Source organism: Streptomyces sp. NPDC039423 (assembly GCF_055598725.1).
Window position 1 is genome coordinate 1,217,664 of sequence record NZ_JBVKAH010000001.1, and the last position, 15,871, is coordinate 1,233,534.

The window sequence follows — 15,871 nt, forward strand, 5'->3', positions numbered from 1 at the left end:
GCGACGAGAGTTCCTGACTCATCCGCCCGTCGGGGGCGGACTCACAGTGGCGGGACCGCGCCGGATTCGCACCGGCTTCCTCTCCTGCCGCCGTAATGGCCCCGGCAGTCCACCACGCCCCGCGAACGCCCGTCAACTCGCCGTTGACCTGCGACGGGAGGTTGTGCCGAGGCACACACCGGCGCGCGGCAGAACGACGGCGCCCCCGGAACGGTTCGTCGTTCCGGGGGCGCCGAGGGCCGTTCCCGATCAGGTGACGATCAGGAAGATCCCGTAGGCCACGGCCGCCGCGCAGAGCGCGAAGGCGGCGTAGGCGCCCGTACGGGCCAGGGTGGCGGAGCCGCCGCCCGCCGCCGCCCGCTCCTGCTTGGAGAGGCCGACGATGCCGAGGGTGAACAGGCCCACCAGTGCGACGGTGGCCAGGAGGCTGACCCCGAAGACGGAGCCGAGAGCTGCCCAGTCGATCTTCATGCTGTTCTTTCCTTACACCGTGGCGGCGGGAGCCGGGGTGGCGGCCTCGCCGGCCGGGGCCGGGATGGTGGCCTTGAGGTCGTCGGAGCCGGCCGCGAGGGTGCCGGCCGGCGGCGGGGTGACGGCCGCGATGGCGGTGGTGACGACGCCCGCGGGCTCGTCCTCGCCCTCGGCGTCCACCTCGTTGACGTTGGTGTGGTCGACGACCTGGCGGCGGGAGACGAACCAGATCGCGGTGCACGAGGCGATCAGGAAGGCCGCCACGGCGGCGACTCCCCAGTCGCCCTGCTGGGTCACGAACTCCGAGCCGGCGGCGACGAGGCCGGCGGCCGGCAGGGTCAGGCCCCAGGCGACGAACATCCGGGTGGCCGTGGACCAGCGGACCACGCCGCCCTTGCGGCCGAGGCCCGCGCCCATGACGGCGCCGGAGCAGGAGTGCGTGGTGGAGAGCGAGAAGCCCAGGTTGGAGGAGGCGAGGATGACGGCCGCCGCGCTGGTCTGGGCGGCGAAGCCCTGCTGCGGCTGGAGGTCGGTCAGGCCCTTGCCCATGGTGCGGATGATGCGCCAGCCGCCCAGGTAGGTGCCGAGCGCGATGGCCGTACCGGCGGAGACGATGACCCAGACCGGCGGGTTCGAGCCGGGCACGAGGACGCCTCCGGCGACCAGGGCCAGGGTGATGATGCCCATCGTCTTCTGGGCGTCGTTGGTGCCGTGGGCGAGGGAGACCAGTCCGGCGGAGGCGATCTGGCCGGCGCGGTAGCCCTTGCGGCCGGTCTTCTCGTCGATGCCGCGGCCGGCCTTGTAGGTCAGGCGGGCGGCGAGCATCGCGGCGATGCCGGCGACGAGGGGTGCGGCGACGGCCGGGATCAGGACCTTGGTGACGACGACGCCGCCGTTGACGCCGCTGACGCCGACCGAGGCGATGGTGGCGCCGATCAGACCGCCCATGAGGGCGTGGGAGGAGCTGGAGGGCAGGCCGACCAGCCAGGTCAGGAGGTTCCACAGGATCGCGCCGACGAGCGCCGCGAAGATCACTTCGGGTTTGATGCCTTCTTCGTTGACGAGCCCGCTGGAGATCGTCTTGGCGACCTCGACCGAGAGGAAGGCACCGACCAGGTTCAGCACGGCGGACATGGCCACCGCCGTCTTGGGCTTCATGGCACCGGTCGAGATGGTGGTGGCCATCGCGTTGGCGGTGTCGTGGAAACCGTTCGTGAAATCGAACACTAGAGCTGTCACGACCACAATGGCGAGCAGCAGCGTGATGTGTTCCATTTACCCAGGCAATCGTTCGACGTCAGTGGTCAGGCGAACGTAAGCAACCTGAGTGAACGGAAGGTGAACTGGGCCGGGCGTCATGGTGACCCCATGCGGACGGACCCCGTTCCGCTTCCCTTCCGCCCCACCGGTCCCAGGGGTCCCCGCCCCCTCCCCGGGCCCCCGGAGGAGATCCTCCTCACGCGCCCCGCCCGCGCCCCCCGCCGTACCGCCCGGAGGGCCGCCTCCCAGGGGCGCCCCGCCCGAGGAGAGGGGGCGGCTGGCAGGATCGGGACATGACACAGGACACGATCGCGCGGACCTGGGACGCACTGGTCGCCACCGCCCGCCGCACGGTGGCGGAAGGGCTGGTCGTCGGCACCTCCGGAAACGTTTCCGCACGGGTGGGCGACGACCTCGTCCTCGTCACCCCCAGCGGCGTCCCCTACGACCGGCTCACCCCGGACGACGCCGTCGCCGTCGACCTCGACGGCACCCGGATACGCGGCCGGCTCGCCCCCACCAGCGAGCTGCCCATGCACCTGGAGATCTACCGCCGCACCACCGCCCGCGCCGTCGTCCACACCCACGCCGTGCACGCCACCGCCGTCTCCACCCTCGTCACCGAGCTCCCGCTGATCCACTACATGGCCGCGGCCCTCGGCGGCCCCGTCCGGGTCGCCCCCTACGCCCTGTACGGAACGGAGGAGCTGGCCGACGCCATGCTGCGCGCCCTCGACGGCCGCACCGGCTGCCTGCTGCGCAACCACGGCACCGTCACCTACGGCGACTCCCTGGACCAGGCCTACGACCGCACCGCCCAACTGGAGTGGATGTGCCGCGTCTGGCTCACCGCGAGCTCCGTCCCCGGACACGCCCCCAGCCTCCTGTCGGCCGCCGAACTGCACGAGGTCGCGGAGAAGTTCCGGGGCTACGGCCAGCCCCGCTGACCAGGCCGGCCGCCCGACACTCCGGCGGACCCCGCCCACTGGCATCCGCCCCCGCCCGTGCGGACACTGGAACGGTGCGCCCGGCTACAGCGACGGCAGCGGCCGTCACCACCCTGATCGGTGCCGGCGCGGCCGCGGTCGCGGCCGGCCGGTACGCCAGCAGTGCCGCGCTCAGCGTGCCGCCCGGCCTGCCCCTGCCCGGCGAGCCCCGCCTCACGGTGCACGCCACCGCCGCCGGGCAGGTCACCCTGACCCGCTGCCTCGCCTCCCGGCGCCCCGGCTTCTACGGCCTCGCCGCTCCCGGCGTCCACGCGGTCGTCGGCCCCGTCCTGGACGACGTGCCGCACTCCGCCGACACCGTCGTCCGCCGCCTCGAACGGGTCACCGGCGGCCGGCTGGAGGCCGGCGGCCGCGTCCGCCTCACCCCCCAGCTCCACACCGGCGACCCCGCCGCCGCGCTCGGCCTGGAGTACCAGGACGTGGAGGTCCCCGGCGAACTGGGCGCCCTGCCCGCCTGGTTCGTCCCCGCCGCCCGCTCCACCTGGGTCATCACCGTCCACGGCATCGGCACCACCCGCGAGCACCCCATGAACCTCATGGGCTTCTTCCACCGCATGCGCCTCCCGGTGCTCGACCTCGCCTACCGGGGCGACCCCGGAGCGCCCCGCCCCGCCGGCGGCCTCGGCCACCTCGGCGACTCCGAGTGGCGCGATCTCGACGCCGCGATCCGCCACGCCGTGCGGTACGGGGCCGAGCGCGTGGTCCTCCACGGCTGGTCCACCGGCGCCGCCATGGCCCTGCACGCCGCCGCCAACTGCGGCCTGCGCGACCGCGTCAGCGGCCTCGTCCTCGACTCCCCGGTCCTCGACTGGGAAGCCACCCTGCGCGCGCTCGCCACCGCCCGCCGCGTCCCCGCCCCGCTGCTCCCGCTCGCCGTCCGCGCCGCCCAGGGCAGCACCGGCGTGCACGGCGACCGGCTCGCCGAAGCGGCCGACCCGGACGGGCTCCGCGTCCCCACCCTCGTCTTCCACGGCCCCGACGACCACCTCGCCCCCTGGCAGGCCTCCCGCGAGCTCGCCTCCCGCCGCGCCGACCTGGTCACCCTCCACACCGTCCGCGACGCCCCCCACGCCGCCATGTGGAACGCCGACCCCGACCGTTACGAGGAAGCCATGCGCCGCTTCCTGACCTCCCTCGTCTGACGTCCCTCCCGGCCCCGCGCAGGGGCCACGAACCCGGCGAATCGGATTCCGTTTGGGCTTTCGGGGCGTCAGCGGGAAGACTGCTCCCGTGACGTCTCGAAAGCCTGATGAGCAACTGGCGCGCAATTCCAGACTCCGACTCGTCCGTCCGCGGCCCCTGACCACGGCCCGACGGGCCGTGACGACCCGGCGTACCCGGCCGGTGCCGAGGCCGCCGGAGGGGACACCGCCGCCGGCCGAGCTGGCCCGACAGGCGAGAACGGTGCTCGCCGACGCCGTGCGCATCGCCCGCTGGGCCGCCGTCGAGCGGGACCGCGACCACGACCGCGACGCCACCACGGCCACGCAACGGGCGGCCGCCGCCCTCGGACTGACCCCCGCTCAGGTACGCGCCGGCTGGGACCGCGCCCGGCTCGCCGGACTCGTCGAGCTCCACGGCGACACCGCCCGCCCCGGCTGGCGGCTGCGCGCCTGGGACCGGGACGACTCCGCCGTCCTGCGCGGCTGGGTCGCGCTGTTCGACGCCTGGTCGCTCGTCCACCCCGCGCCCGGGGACGTCGCCCCCGCCGCCGTCGCCGAGGTCGTGGAGGCCGTCCCCCAGGTCCTCTCCCTCCTCCAGCTCTCCGCCGGCCCCGTGCTCGTCCCGGCCCTGCTCGACCTGCTGGGGCAGCGCGTCGCCGAACTCCGCGAGGAGCGCTGCGAGGTCCAGGGCGGCCCCCTGCCCCAGCCCCTGCCCGGGCCGGACTCCCTCGCCCGTCTTCTCGACTGGGCCCTGGAGGGCCTCGCCGCCGTCGGCGCCCTGACCCTCGGCGACGGCCAGGCCACCCTCACCCCCCTCGGCAACTGGGCGGTGTGGGTGAAGCTGGAGCAGATCTGCGTCGCCGCGCAGAGCCCCGCCGGCCACATCGAGCAGTCCGCCGAGGACATGCTGCGCGGCTGCGCCCGCCTCACCCCGGGCCCGGCCCGCGCGGAGTACCGCGCCTGGCTCGCCGCCCGCCCGGTCGGCAGCGCCGTCACCGAGCTGCTCGACGCCGCCCGCGGCGAGGACTCCCTGCTGCGCGGCCTCGCCTTCGAAGCCCTCCGGGTCGTCGGCGCCCCCGCCGAGGCGGAGGTCAGGGCCGCCGCCGACGAGGTCTGCCTGCGCCCCTACGCGCTGCTGTGGCTCGCCGAGTACGAGGGCGCCGACCCCGACGACGCCCCCGACGTCCTCACTCGCGAGGAGGCCACCTGGCTCTGGGTGGACACCGCGGCGGCCGTCGCCGACCACGGCGAGAGCGCCCTCCTCGTCCGCCACCTCGAATCCGCCGTCCAGGGCACGGTGCCCGCCCTGCTCGACGAGGTCCGGGCGGTGGGCCACCCCCGCACCGTCCAGGTCCTGGTCGCCCTGGCCGCGGCACACCCCGACCCCGCCCTCGCCAAGGCGATGCGCCGCGCGGCCTTCCAGGTCCACACCGGCGGAGCCTGACCCGGGGGCTACTCCGCCGCGCCGGGGGCGTACGTCCCGAAACTCCAGACGTTGCCCTCGGCGTCCCGCGCCATGTAGTCCCGCGAGCCGTACTCCTGGTCCGTGGGCGGCATCAGGATCTCCACCCCGTGCTCCACCGCGCGGGCGTGGTGCGCGTCCACGTCCTCCACCACCACGTACACCCCCACCGGCCCACCGCCCTCCATCGCCTTGGCGAAGACGCCGTCCCCACCCTTGCTGCCCAGCATCACCATGCCGTTCCCCTGGGCCAGCTCGGAGTGGACGACGCGGCCGTCCTCGCCCTCGTACACACTCACCTCGGTGAACCCGAAGGCCTCCTTCAGCGTTCTGATCGCTGCCTTCGCGTCCTCGTACAGGATCGTCGGATAGATGCTCGGTACGTGGGCCATGCTGATCACTCTCCGACCTTGCGACTGTGATCCGGATCTCAGCCCACCCAGTCTGGCACCCGGCGCCGACAACGCCCCGCCGAGCGCCCCCGCCTCACCGGAAGGTGTTGCGCCCATGCCCCACACCCGCCACCCGGTGCGGCACGGACCGGGGTGTCCGGCCTGAACGGGCGGCCTCGCGGGGCCGAAAAGCAGTTGCACACGCCCGTTAGACTGGCCCCCATGGCCATTCTCCCCGTGCATTAGACCGGCGTCGAAGCCACCGCACCCGCCGTCCTTCCGCCGTCTTCCCCACCGCCCTGGAGTCTGTCCGTGATCACCGCTTCCGGCATCGAGCTGCGCGCCGGCGCCCGCGTCCTCATCGAGTCCGCTTCCTTCCGCATCGCCAAGGGCGACCGCATCGGTCTGGTCGGCCGCAACGGCGCCGGCAAGACCACGCTCACCAAGTGCCTCGCCGGCGAGGGCGTCCCGGCCGGCGGCACGATCACCCGCTCCGGCGAGGTCGGCTACCTTCCGCAGGACCCCCGCACCGGCGACCTCGACGTCCTGGCCCGCGACCGCGTCCTCTCCGCCCGCGGCCTCGACCTCCTGCTCCGCAAGATGCGGCAGAACGAGGAGCGCATCGCGGGCGGCACCGGCGCCACCCGCGAGAAGGCGCTGCGCCAGTACGAGCGCCAGGAGACCGAGTTCCTGACCAAGGGCGGGTACGCGGCCGAGGCCGAGGCCGCCACGATCGCCGCCGCCCTCGGCCTGCCCGACCGGGTCCTCGGCCAGCCGCTGCACACCCTCTCCGGCGGCCAGCGCCGCCGCGTCGAGCTCGCCCGGATCCTCTTCTCGGACGCCGACACCCTGCTGCTCGACGAGCCGACCAACCACCTGGACGCCGACTCCATCGTCTGGCTGCGCGACTACCTCAAGACGTATCGCGGCGGCTTCATCGTCATCTCCCACGACGTCGACCTGGTCGAGACCGTCGTCAACAAGGTGTTCTACCTGGACGCCAACCGGTCGACCATCGACGTCTACAACATGGGCTGGAAGCTCTACCAGCAGCAGCGCGAGGCCGACGAGAAGCGTCGCAAGCGCGAGCGCGCCAACGCCGAGAAGAAGGCCGCCGCCCTCAACTCGCAGGCCGACAAGATGCGCGCCAAGGCCACCAAGACCGTCGCCGCGCAGAACATGGCCCGCCGTGCCGAGCGGCTGCTGTCGGGCCTGGAGGAGGTCCGCGCCTCCGACAAGGTCGCCAAGCTCCGCTTCCCGGAGCCGGCGCCCTGCGGCAAGACCCCGCTCACCGCGGAGGGGCTGTCCAAGTCGTACGGATCGCTGGAGATCTTCACCGACGTGGACCTCGCCATCGACAAGGGGTCACGGGTCGTGATCCTCGGACTGAACGGCGCCGGCAAGACGACCCTGCTGCGGCTGCTCGCGGGGGTGGAGACGCCGGACACCGGCCAGGTCACGCCCGGTCACGGTCTCAAGCTCGGCTACTACGCCCAGGAGCACGAGACCCTCGACCCCGACCGCACGGTCCTGGAGAACATGCGGTCGGCCGCCCCGGACCTCGACCTCGTCGAGGTGCGCAAGACGCTGGGCTCGTTCCTCTTCTCCGGTGACGACGTCGACAAGCCGGCGGGCGTCCTCTCCGGTGGTGAGAAGACCCGGCTGGCGCTGGCCACCCTCGTGGTCTCCTCGGCGAACGTGCTGCTCCTGGACGAGCCGACGAACAACCTCGACCCGGCCAGCCGTGAGGAGATCCTGGGCGCCCTGCGTACGTACAAGGGCGCGGTCGTCCTCGTCACGCACGACGAGGGCGCGGTCGACGCCCTCCAGCCGGAGCGGATCATCCTGCTGCCGGACGGCGTCGAGGACCTGTGGGGCGCGGACTACGCGGACCTCGTGGCCCTGGCGTGATCACCGCCTGACGGGCCGGACCACCGGCCCGGCACCACCCGGATCGTCCCGGCATGGATCATTCGGCTTACGCGTGATCCGTCATCTGAGTGAGGACGTCTCGTACTCCGGCGTGGCGCCGGGCGGATCCCCCGCCCCGGCCGCGCACCGGCCGCCCTCTCCGCCCACCCCTGTGACCTGCTGCTTTTCCGGTGGGCATGGTTCCGGTACCGGCGCACGGCCCGGGCGGCGCGCCGGTGAAGGCGAAACCTTGCGGCACGGACCTTGTCGAATGGCTGGCCAGGAGGCGCCCGAGGGGTGATCATGAGAAGACCAGAGCGCACTTCCCATGAGGAGGCACGGGTGGCCGAGACTCTGAAGAAGGGCAGCCGGGTGACCGGCGCCGCGCGCGACAAGCTCGCGGCAGACCTGAAGAAGAAGTACGACTCCGGTGCGAGCATCCGGGCATTGGCCGAGGAGACGGGCCGATCCTACGGATTCGTCCATCGGATGCTGAGCGAATCCGGAGTCACGCTGCGTGGACGCGGCGGAGCGACGCGGGGCAAGAAGGCCGCTTCGGCCTGACGGCCCCAGTGACCTGACAACCCGAGCGCGGCTCGTCCGGCCCCACCGGTTACGGCAGGGCCACCCGGTCGATCGCAGTGTCGGCCGGGTGGTTACTGTGCAGTCACTTACATGGCTGCACAGCCGCACCGGACCCGGAGGCGCCCCATGACCTCGCTCGACCCAGTCCTCGACAAGGACGGCGTACGGCTCACCGTCGACGACGCCGTTGCCACGGTGACCCTGACCAACCCGGCCAAGCGCAACGCCCAGTCCCCCGCTCTGTGGCGGGCGTTGACGGAGGCCGGACGGTCGCTGCCGGGCAGCGTGCGGGTCGTGGTGCTGCGCGGTGAGGGCAAGTCCTTCTCCGCCGGGCTCGACCGGCAGGCGTTCACGCCGGAGGGCTTCGACGGCGAGCCGTCGTTCCTCGATCTGGCGCGCGGCTCCGACGCCGAGCTCGACGGGGTCATCGCCGAGTACCAGGAGGCGTTCACCTGGTGGCGCCGTAACGACATCGTGTCGATCGCGGCCGTTCAGGGGCACGCGATCGGGGCGGGCTTCCAGCTCGCCCTGGCGTGCGACCTGCGCGTCGTGGCCGACGACGTCCAGTTCGCCATGCGCGAGACCAGCCTGGGCCTCGTCCCCGACCTGACCGGTACGCATCCGCTCGTCGGGGCGGTCGGCTACGCCCGTGCGCTGGAGATCTGCGCCACCGGCCGGTTCGTCCACGCCGACGAGGCCGAGCGGATCGGGCTGGCCAACCTCGTGGTGCCCGCCGCCGACCTCGACGGCGCGGTGCGCGACCTCACGGGCGCGCTGCTGGCGGCCCCGCGTGACGCGGTCGTCGAGACCAAGGCGCTGCTGCGCGGCGCGGGCGGACGCACGTACGAGGAGCAGCGCACGGCCGAGCGCGCCGCCCAGGCGCGCCGTCTCCGCGATCTGGCGGGTCTCTCCGACTGACCGTTACGACGTACGGCCCGCGCCGGCCCCGGTGACCACGACGGTCACCGGGAGCGTTCCGCCCACGGCCCCGCGTACCGCCCGTGCCACGTCCAGCACGCGGTGGTCCGGGGCCGTCGCCAGTTCGACCCGGACGTGGTCGGCGGCCCGGTGGACCGAGGGCCCCAGGACCGTCGTCAGCCGCGCCACGCCCGGTACCGCCGCCGCCAGGACGGCCAGCGGATCGGGCTGGGCATCGCCGCCGGGCACCTCACCGGCCCGCGGCGCGTCGGGCGGGGGAGCGGCCGCCGGCGGTTCGGGCGGGGCGTCCAGCAGTGCCGTCACCCGCAGGTCCACCTCCGCCACGGTCAGCCCGAGCCGGTCCCGTGCCGCCGCCGACAGCGCGGCGCGCAGCCGTTCGGCGAGGTCCGGGAGCGGGACACCGTACCCGGCGGCGAAGTCCACGTCGATCCGCAGCGGGCCGTGCGGCACCGAACCGGGCGGGGCCGGGTGCGTCGGGGCGCTCGCCGCGTCCGCCGGGCCGGTGTCCGCCGGGGCGATCCGCAACCGGCCCGGGTCCACCCCCCGTACGCTCCGCGCCGCGTCGCGCAGGACCGCGTCCGCGGCGGGCTCCGCGATCCACGCGCCGTCCGCCGCGTCACCCAGGGGAATCAGCCGGCCCAGGCCGATCCGGCTCCGCACCGCCGCCATCCATCCATCAGCCGTCGTCATTCCTCCAGCCTGCCGCATCCCAGGCGCGAGATCCGGAAACCACCCTTAATGTGAGCGAAGGAGTCCAAATCCTCCCGAAGGGAAGCGGTGATGACTGACGCGTCGCAGTCAGCCCAATCAGCCCAGTCCGACCAGGCGGCGAGGGCCGCGCGGATCAGGGAACCGGCGGCCGAGGAAGCCCGGAGGACGTCCATGGCCAAGCGAAGCGGCAGCGGCGGTGACCCGGCGTCCCGTGGCCATACCACCATCGCGGACGGGGTCGTCGAGAAGATCGCCGGACTGGCCGTGCGGGACGTCGCCGGCGTCCACGCGATGGGCAGCGGAGTCTCCCGCACCTTCGGCGCGATGCGCGACCGGGTGCCCGGCGGCCGCCCCAGCGTCAGCCGCGGGGTGAAGGCCGAGGTCGGGGAGGTCCAGACGGCACTCGACCTGGAGATCGTCATCGAGTACGGCTTCCCGATCCACGACGTCGCCCGGGCGGTGCGCACGGACGTGATCTCGGCGGTCGAGCGGATGACCGGTCTCGAAGTCGTCGAGGTCAACATCGCCGTCAGCGACGTGAAGCTGCCGGAGGACGAGGAAGACGAGCCGGAGTCCCGGCTCCAGTAGGCAGCCAGGTGAGGAGCGCACGATGAACATGGCGATGGTCGGCCTATTGGCCGGAATGGCGCTCGGTTTCGCCGGATACTTCGGCGGCTTCGGGGCGTTTCTGCTGGTAGCCGCGTTGGGAGCGGTCGGCTTCGTGACCGGGCGGTTCCTCGACGGGGACCTCGAACCCGGTGACCTCTTCCGGAGCCGTGACCGTTACGACCGGCGGCGGTGACGCGGTGACGGGGGCCCTGGCGGCGGAACGCGGATCGGTCACCATCGCCGACCGCGTGGTGGCCAAGATCGCGGCGCGTGCGGCGCGCGAGGCGCTCGCGGGCGCGGCGGAGGACGAGGGCGGCGGCGGTCGCGGCGGTCTGCCCGGCACGGGAGGCGGCCGGCCGCCGCACGCGACGGTGGTCGTGCACCGGGATACCGCGCGCGTCCGCATCAGCCTGGAGCTCGGCTACCCGTCCGACATCGGCGCCCGCTGCGGCGCCGTACGCCGCCATGTGACCCGGCGCGTGGAGACGCTGGCCGGCCTCGCGGTACCCGAGGTCGCGGTCCAGGTGGAACGGCTGCACTCCTCGTACACCCGCGACCACGACAAGGGACGGGGGAGGGTCCGATGAGCACGATCGCGTCCCACGCTCCCGAGCCCGAGCCCGAGCCGGAGTCGCAGCCGGCGCGGGAGCCCGGGCAGGGGACGGTCCCGGTGCCGGAGGACGCCCCGCCGGGGCGCGCGCACCGCTTCTGGTCCGTGCGGCGCGTCCCGGCAGCCCTGCTGGCGCTGCTGGTGCTCGCCGGCGCCGGACTGCTGCTGTACGACGTCGCGTCCGTGCAGGCGGGGCGGCCCGGCATGCGCTGGCGCCGGGTCCTCGCCGACGACCTGGCCGCCCGGCAGCTCGACGACGTGGCGGTGCTCGCCGGCTCGGCGGTCGCGATCGCGCTGGGCCTCTGGCTGCTGGCGCTCGCCTGCACGCCCGGCCTGCGCGCGCTCCTGCCCATGCGGCGCGGTGCCGATCTGCGCGCCGGGCTGCGGCGGGAAGCGGTCGAGACGGTGCTGCGCGACCGGGCGATGGCGGTGTCGGGCGTGCAGTCCGCGCGGGTACGGGCCCGGCGGCGCAAGGCCGTGGTACGGGCCGTGTCCCACTTCCGCGAGCTCGGCGACGTACGGACCGACCTGGACGGCGCGCTGCGGGCCGCGGTCGACGAGCTGGGCCTGGCCCGGCCGCCGCACCTCGCGGTGCACGTGGCGCGACCGCCGCGGAAAGGGTGAGGACATGCTGAGGACCGTCAACCGGGTGCTGCTGGGTCTGGCCGGGGCCGCGCTGCTGTGCGTGGGCGGGGCGATGCTCGTGGCCGGCCTGGACCTGGGCGTGCCGTCGTGGTGGCCGTGGCGGGGCCCCGACGCCGTGGTGCTCACCGAGTCGGTGCGCACGCGGTGGGCGTGGGGGGTCGTCGTCGCGGTGCTGGCGGCGGTGGTGCTGCTGGCGCTGTGGTGGCTGCTGGCCCAGCTTCGGCGGCCCCGGCTCGCGGAGGTGCTGGTCGACAGCCGGGACGGGGAAGGCGTAGTGCTGCGGGGCCGGGCGCTGGAGGGTGCCGTGGCGGCGGAGGCGGAGGGGCTGGACGGCGTGTCGGGCGCCCGTGTCCGGCTGGCCGGCCGCCGTACGGCACCGTCCGCGCGAGTGTCGCTGCTGCTGGAGCCCCACGCGTCCCCGGCGGCGGCCCTGGCACGCCTCCGGGACGGCGCGCTGCGCCACGCCCGCGAGTCGGCGGGCCTCCCGCACCTCCCCGCGGAGGCCCACCTCCGGGCCGCCAAACACCCCGCACGCCGCGTCACCTGACGGCCCGCGGCCCGGAGGTGGGCGTCCGTCCGGCGCCCGGCGCCCGGCACCGCCGCCGGGCGCACCGCCCCGCGGGGCGGCCGGAAGCCCCCGCCGGCCGGCCGGAAGCCGTGCCGGGCGGTCAGAAGCCGTGCCGGGCGCCGCCGTCGACGGGGAGCATGACGCCCGTGAGGTACGAGGCGGCCGGCGAGAGCAGAAACGCCGCGGTGTTGCCGAACTCCTCCGGGGTGCCGTAGCGGCGCAGCGGGATCCGGGACTCGTTGGCGGCGCGGGCGGCGGCCTCGTCGCCGGACAGCGCGTCCAGTTCGCGGACCCGGTCGGTGTCGATACGGCTCGGGAGCAGGCCCACGACCCTGATGCCGCGCGGGCCCAGCTCGTCCGCGAGCGACTTGGCGAAGCCCGCCAGGCCCGGCCGCAGCCCGTTGGAGATGGTCAGCCCCGGGATCGGCTCGTGCACCGAGCCGGACAGGACGAACCCGATGACCCCGCCCTCGGGGAGCGCGGCCGCCGCCGCCCGGGCCATCCGTACCGCGCCCAGGAACACCGAGTCGAACGCCGTCCGCCACTGGTCGTCCGTGCTGTCCGCCGCCCACCCCGGGGGCGGGCCGCCCACGCTGATGAGCACGCCGTCGAAGCGCCCGAAGTGCGTCCGGGCGGCGCCGATCAGACGGTCGGGGGCGGACGGGTCGGCGTTGTCCACCGCGACCCCGACCGCGCCGTCACCCAGCGCGGCGGCGGCCCCGGCCACCGCCTTCTCGTCGCGCGAGGACACGACGACCTTCGCGCCCTCCGCCACCAGGGCCCGCGCCGAGGCGTTGCCCAGTCCGCGGGAGGCGCCGGTCACGACGTACACACGGTCCTTCAGTCCAAGATCCATGGGCCTATCCTGCCGCCTCCTCCCGCGCCAGGGCGAGGGCCGTCCCCACCAGGCCGATGTGACTGAACGCCTGGGGGAAGTTGCCGAGCTGCCGCCGCGCGGCGGCGTCGTACTCCTCGGCCAGCAGCCCCACGTCGTTGCGCAGCGCCAGCAGCCGCTCGAACAGCTCCTTCGCCTCCTTCGTCCGGCCCGTCATGCGCAGGGCGTCCGCCATCCAGAACGAGCAGACGAGGAAGGTCCCCTCGTCGCCGGGCAGCCCGTCGACCGGCACGCCCTCGGTGCTGTACCGGCGGATCAGCCCGTTGTGGTTGAGCTCGGCCCACACCGCGTCCACCGTGCCGACCACCCGCGGGTCGTCGGGCGGCAGGAAGCCGACCCGGGGGATGAGCAGGGTCGCCGCGTCCAGCTCCCGGGAGCCGTACGACTGGGTGAAGGTGTTCCGCTCCGGGTCGTACCCCTTCTCGCACACCTCCCGGTGCACCTCGTCCCGCATCGCCCGCCACCGGTCCGCCTCGCCGCGGAGCGACGGGTCCCGCTCCAGGGTGCGCACCGCCCGGTCGGCGGCCACCCACGCCATCACCTTGGAGTGCACGAAGTGGCGGCGCGGTCCGCGCACCTCCCACAGCCCCTCGTCGGGCTGCCGCCAGGTCGACTCCAGGAAGCCCAGCAGGCTGAGCTGGAGGTTCCAGGCGTGCGACTGGGACGCGAGCCCCGCCTCGCGGGCCAGGTACAGCGCGTCGATGACCTCCCCGTACACATCGAGCTGCAACTGGCGCACCGCGGCGTTGCCGGTCCGCACCGGCGCCGATCCGGCGTACCCGCGCAGCCATGGCAGCTCGGTCTCCGGCAGCCGGCGCTCGCCCGAGATGCCGTACATGATCTGGAGGTCCGCAGGGTCGCCGGCCACCGCCCGCAGCAGCCAGTCGCGCCAGGCCGCCGCCTCGTCCAGGTAGCCGGCGGACAGCAGCGCCCCGAGCGTGAGGGTGGCGTCGCGCAGCCAGCAGTAGCGGTAGTCCCAGTTCCGCACGCCCCCGATGTCCTCCGGCAGCGAGGTCGTCGGCGCGGCGACGATCCCGCCCGTCGGGGCGTGCGTCAGCGCCTTGAGCGTGATCAGCGAGCGCATCACGGCATCGCGGTGGGGCCCGTCGTAGGTGCACTGGGCGGCCCAGGACTCCCAGTCCTCCAGCGTGTGCTCCAGCGACTCGTACGGGTCGATCAGCGGCGGCCGGGGGTGGTGCGAGGGGTGCCAGGTCAGGACGAACGCCACCTTCTCGCCCGCGCCCACCGTGAACGAGGAGCGGGTGCTGAACTGCTGACCCCACGTCTTGACCTCGGGCTCGCTGCGGAGCCATATCGCGTCGGGGCCGGCGACGGCCACCCGGTGCCCGTCGGTCCGGCGCACCCACGGCACGATGTGGCCGTAGTCGAAGCGCAGCCGCAGCACCGAGGCCATCTCCACCGTGCCGCTGACGCCTTCCACGATGCGTACGACATCGGGGGCCTGGTCGCGCTGCGGCATGAAGTCCAGCACCTTCACCGTGCCGGTGCGGGTCTCCCAGAGGGACTCCAGGACCAGCGAGTCACCGATGTACCGGCGCCGTGTGCAGGCCTGGGCGTCTTTGGGGGCGATCCGCCAGTGGCCGTTGTCCTCGTCGCCCAGCAGCGCGGCGAAGCAGGCCGCCGAGTCGAACCGTGGCAGGCAGAGCCAGTCGATCGAACCGTTCCTGCCCACGAGTGCGGACGTTTGCAGATCCCCGATGAGGGCGTAGTCCTCGATGCGTTGCGTCACGCTCTGGCGTGTTCCCGCCACGGTGTACCGCTAAGCAAGCGCGTACGTCACTCCCGGTGCCGCGCCGGCGCGGCACCGGGTCAGGCCGGGGCGTGCTCGGCCGGTTCGGGGGCGGCCGGGGGTGCCGGGTCGGACGCCGCCGCCTCGCGGTCGCGCTTCTCACGGCGTACCAGCACCACCCAGCCGACCGGAACGCCCGCGGCGAAGAGCCACCACTGCACCGCGTACGCCATGTGCGGGCCGATGGAGTCGTGGTCGGGCTCCGGGATGAGCTCCGGGGTGTCCCCGGCCGGGACCGGCGCGGTCTGCTCCAGGTAGCCGCCCAGCACCTGGCGGCCGAGGCTCTTGGCCTGCTGCCCGCTGTTGATCAGCATGACCTGGCGGGGCGGCAGCCCGCTGAGGTCCTTGATGCCGCTGGCGCCGGTCGTCTCGTCGGCCTTGAGTCGGCCGGTGACGGTGACCTCGCCCCTGGGGGCGGGCGGTACCTCGGGGAAGGACATCTGGTCGGCTGCGGCGGGGATCCAGCCCCGGTTGACCAGGACGGCGCGGCCGTCGGCGAGGATCAGGGGAGTGAGCACCAGGACGCCGATCCGTTCGTCGGCGTTGGTCCGGCGGCGTACGACGACCTCGTGGGCGGTGTCGAAGGTGCCGGTGGCGGTGACCCGGCGCCAGTAGTCGGGGCGGGGCACGGTGTGGCCGGGGGAGGTGAGGTCCGTCACGGGGACGGGCGCCGCCTCGAGGTTGTCCGCGATCAGCCCGTTCTGCGCCACCCGGTGCTCGTGCCGGTGGAACTGCCAGAAGCCCAGCTCGACCATCACGGGGATGAGAACGAGGGCGATGAGGGTGAGGATCACCCACTGCCGGGACAACAGGAAGCGGTACACGGCTTCGAC

18 protein-coding genes and 1 riboswitch are annotated in these 15,871 nt (G+C 74.0%); of the genes, 11 read left to right on the forward strand and 7 right to left on the reverse strand.

Annotated elements, in window-relative coordinates:
- Positions 1–7 precede the first annotated feature (7 nt).
- Positions 8–82: riboswitch (cobalamin riboswitch) on the reverse strand.
- A gap of 167 nt (positions 83–249) precedes the next feature.
- Together ACZ7LK_RS05590 and ACZ7LK_RS05595 are read right to left on the reverse strand one after the other, a co-directional pair.
- Positions 250–471 carry a hypothetical protein gene (locus ACZ7LK_RS05590; protein WP_392276359.1) on the reverse strand — a complete coding sequence of 74 codons (222 nt, stop codon included), beginning with the start codon at positions 469–471 and terminating at the stop codon, positions 250–252.
- Between the two features lie 12 nt (positions 472–483).
- Positions 484–1,746 carry an inorganic phosphate transporter gene (locus ACZ7LK_RS05595; RefSeq protein ID WP_392276360.1) on the reverse strand — a complete coding sequence of 421 codons (1,263 nt, stop codon included), beginning with the start codon at positions 1,744–1,746 and terminating at the stop codon, positions 484–486.
- A 278-nt stretch (positions 1,747–2,024) separates the two neighbouring features.
- Here ACZ7LK_RS05595 and ACZ7LK_RS05600 point away from each other — a divergent pair, with 278 nt between their 5' ends.
- The 3 genes from ACZ7LK_RS05600 to ACZ7LK_RS05610 all read left to right on the forward strand — a co-directional run bounded on the left by ACZ7LK_RS05600 (position 2,025) and on the right by ACZ7LK_RS05610 (position 5,345).
- Positions 2,025–2,678 (forward strand): class II aldolase/adducin family protein, encoded by a 654-nt coding sequence (locus ACZ7LK_RS05600; RefSeq protein ID WP_469464603.1) that lies wholly within the window; start codon positions 2,025–2,027, stop codon positions 2,676–2,678.
- A gap of 74 nt (positions 2,679–2,752) precedes the next feature.
- Positions 2,753–3,880 (forward strand): alpha/beta hydrolase, encoded by a 1,128-nt coding sequence (locus ACZ7LK_RS05605; protein WP_392276362.1) that lies wholly within the window; start codon positions 2,753–2,755, stop codon positions 3,878–3,880.
- A gap of 178 nt (positions 3,881–4,058) precedes the next feature.
- Positions 4,059–5,345 (forward strand): hypothetical protein, encoded by a 1,287-nt coding sequence (locus tag ACZ7LK_RS05610; protein WP_471138552.1) that lies wholly within the window; start codon positions 4,059–4,061, stop codon positions 5,343–5,345.
- Positions 5,346–5,353: 8 nt separating this feature from the next.
- Here the strand turns inward: ACZ7LK_RS05610 and ACZ7LK_RS05615 are convergent, their stop codons facing one another.
- Positions 5,354–5,755: a VOC family protein gene (locus tag ACZ7LK_RS05615; protein ID WP_392276364.1), complete on the reverse strand. Its 402-nt coding sequence runs from the start codon at positions 5,753–5,755 to the stop codon at positions 5,354–5,356.
- A 312-nt stretch (positions 5,756–6,067) separates the two neighbouring features.
- Between ACZ7LK_RS05615 and ACZ7LK_RS05620 the strand changes: the two genes are divergently transcribed.
- From ACZ7LK_RS05620 to ACZ7LK_RS05630, 3 genes are all read left to right on the forward strand, one after another.
- The gene (locus ACZ7LK_RS05620; RefSeq protein WP_392276365.1) at positions 6,068–7,666 is read left to right on the forward strand and encodes an ABC-F family ATP-binding cassette domain-containing protein; all 1,599 of its coding nucleotides are present in this window, start codon (positions 6,068–6,070) and stop codon (positions 7,664–7,666) included.
- A gap of 342 nt (positions 7,667–8,008) precedes the next feature.
- Positions 8,009–8,230 (forward strand): helix-turn-helix domain-containing protein, encoded by a 222-nt coding sequence (locus ACZ7LK_RS05625; protein WP_006123601.1) that lies wholly within the window; start codon positions 8,009–8,011, stop codon positions 8,228–8,230.
- A 147-nt stretch (positions 8,231–8,377) separates the two neighbouring features.
- Positions 8,378–9,169, forward strand: a complete 792-nt coding sequence (locus ACZ7LK_RS05630; protein WP_471138554.1) for an enoyl-CoA hydratase/isomerase family protein — start codon at positions 8,378–8,380, stop codon at positions 9,167–9,169.
- A gap of 3 nt (positions 9,170–9,172) precedes the next feature.
- Here ACZ7LK_RS05630 and ACZ7LK_RS05635 read toward each other — a convergent pair whose 3' ends face one another.
- Positions 9,173–9,880 carry a hypothetical protein gene (locus ACZ7LK_RS05635; RefSeq protein WP_469464606.1) on the reverse strand — a complete coding sequence of 236 codons (708 nt, stop codon included), beginning with the start codon at positions 9,878–9,880 and terminating at the stop codon, positions 9,173–9,175.
- A gap of 192 nt (positions 9,881–10,072) precedes the next feature.
- Between ACZ7LK_RS05635 and ACZ7LK_RS05640 the strand changes: the two genes are divergently transcribed.
- From ACZ7LK_RS05640 to amaP, 5 genes are read left to right on the forward strand one after another with little or no spacing between them, the layout of a single operon-like run.
- Entirely contained in the window at positions 10,073–10,489 is a 417-nt protein-coding gene (locus ACZ7LK_RS05640) for an Asp23/Gls24 family envelope stress response protein (RefSeq protein ID WP_392276368.1), read from the forward strand.
- 22 nt (positions 10,490–10,511) lie between these two features.
- On the forward strand, positions 10,512–10,703 hold the full coding sequence (locus tag ACZ7LK_RS05645; RefSeq protein ID WP_392276369.1) for a hypothetical protein: 192 nt from the start codon (positions 10,512–10,514) through the stop codon (positions 10,701–10,703).
- Positions 10,678–11,097, forward strand: coding sequence for an Asp23/Gls24 family envelope stress response protein (locus ACZ7LK_RS05650; protein ID WP_392276370.1), 420 nt, complete (start codon positions 10,678–10,680; stop codon positions 11,095–11,097). Before ACZ7LK_RS05645 ends, ACZ7LK_RS05650 begins: the two co-directional genes overlap by 26 nt.
- Positions 11,094–11,744 (forward strand): DUF6286 domain-containing protein, encoded by a 651-nt coding sequence (locus ACZ7LK_RS05655; protein ID WP_469464607.1) that lies wholly within the window; start codon positions 11,094–11,096, stop codon positions 11,742–11,744. Before ACZ7LK_RS05650 ends, ACZ7LK_RS05655 begins: the two co-directional genes overlap by 4 nt.
- A 4-nt stretch (positions 11,745–11,748) precedes the next feature.
- Positions 11,749–12,312: an alkaline shock response membrane anchor protein AmaP gene (gene amaP / locus ACZ7LK_RS05660; protein ID WP_392276372.1), complete on the forward strand. Its 564-nt coding sequence runs from the start codon at positions 11,749–11,751 to the stop codon at positions 12,310–12,312.
- Between the two features lie 121 nt (positions 12,313–12,433).
- Here the strand turns inward: amaP and ACZ7LK_RS05665 are convergent, their stop codons facing one another.
- The 3 genes from ACZ7LK_RS05665 to ACZ7LK_RS05675 form a co-directional block, all read right to left on the reverse strand.
- On the reverse strand, positions 12,434–13,189 hold the full coding sequence (locus ACZ7LK_RS05665) for an SDR family oxidoreductase (RefSeq protein ID WP_392276373.1): 756 nt from the start codon (positions 13,187–13,189) through the stop codon (positions 12,434–12,436).
- A 4-nt stretch (positions 13,190–13,193) separates the two neighbouring features.
- On the reverse strand, positions 13,194–14,978 hold the full coding sequence (locus tag ACZ7LK_RS05670; RefSeq protein WP_392276374.1) for a glycoside hydrolase family 15 protein: 1,785 nt from the start codon (positions 14,976–14,978) through the stop codon (positions 13,194–13,196).
- An 80-nt stretch (positions 14,979–15,058) separates the two neighbouring features.
- Positions 15,059–15,862, reverse strand: a complete 804-nt coding sequence (locus ACZ7LK_RS05675; protein ID WP_392276375.1) for an SURF1 family cytochrome oxidase biogenesis protein — start codon at positions 15,860–15,862, stop codon at positions 15,059–15,061.
- Positions 15,863–15,871: the final 9 nt, after the last annotated feature.

Bases quoted from the DNA above. Each gene is read 5' to 3' on its own strand.
- amaP (WP_392276372.1), top strand. From the start codon at position 11,749: ATGCTGAGGACCGTCAACCGGGTGCTGCTGGGTCTGGCCGGGGCCGCG.
- ACZ7LK_RS05640 (WP_392276368.1), top strand. From the start codon at position 10,073: ATGGCCAAGCGAAGCGGCAGCGGCGGTGACCCGGCGTCCCGTGGCCAT.
- ACZ7LK_RS05655 (WP_469464607.1), top strand. From the start codon at position 11,094: ATGAGCACGATCGCGTCCCACGCTCCCGAGCCCGAGCCCGAGCCGGAG.
- ACZ7LK_RS05630 (WP_471138554.1), top strand. From the start codon at position 8,378: ATGACCTCGCTCGACCCAGTCCTCGACAAGGACGGCGTACGGCTCACC.
- ACZ7LK_RS05615 (WP_392276364.1), bottom strand. From the start codon at position 5,755: ATGGCCCACGTACCGAGCATCTATCCGACGATCCTGTACGAGGACGCG.
- ACZ7LK_RS05590 (WP_392276359.1), bottom strand. From the start codon at position 471: ATGAAGATCGACTGGGCAGCTCTCGGCTCCGTCTTCGGGGTCAGCCTC.
- ACZ7LK_RS05600 (WP_469464603.1), top strand. From the start codon at position 2,025: ATGACACAGGACACGATCGCGCGGACCTGGGACGCACTGGTCGCCACC.
- ACZ7LK_RS05665 (WP_392276373.1), bottom strand. From the start codon at position 13,189: ATGGATCTTGGACTGAAGGACCGTGTGTACGTCGTGACCGGCGCCTCC.
- ACZ7LK_RS05595 (WP_392276360.1), bottom strand. From the start codon at position 1,746: ATGGAACACATCACGCTGCTGCTCGCCATTGTGGTCGTGACAGCTCTA.
- ACZ7LK_RS05635 (WP_469464606.1), bottom strand. From the start codon at position 9,880: ATGACGACGGCTGATGGATGGATGGCGGCGGTGCGGAGCCGGATCGGC.
- ACZ7LK_RS05645 (WP_392276369.1), top strand. From the start codon at position 10,512: ATGAACATGGCGATGGTCGGCCTATTGGCCGGAATGGCGCTCGGTTTC.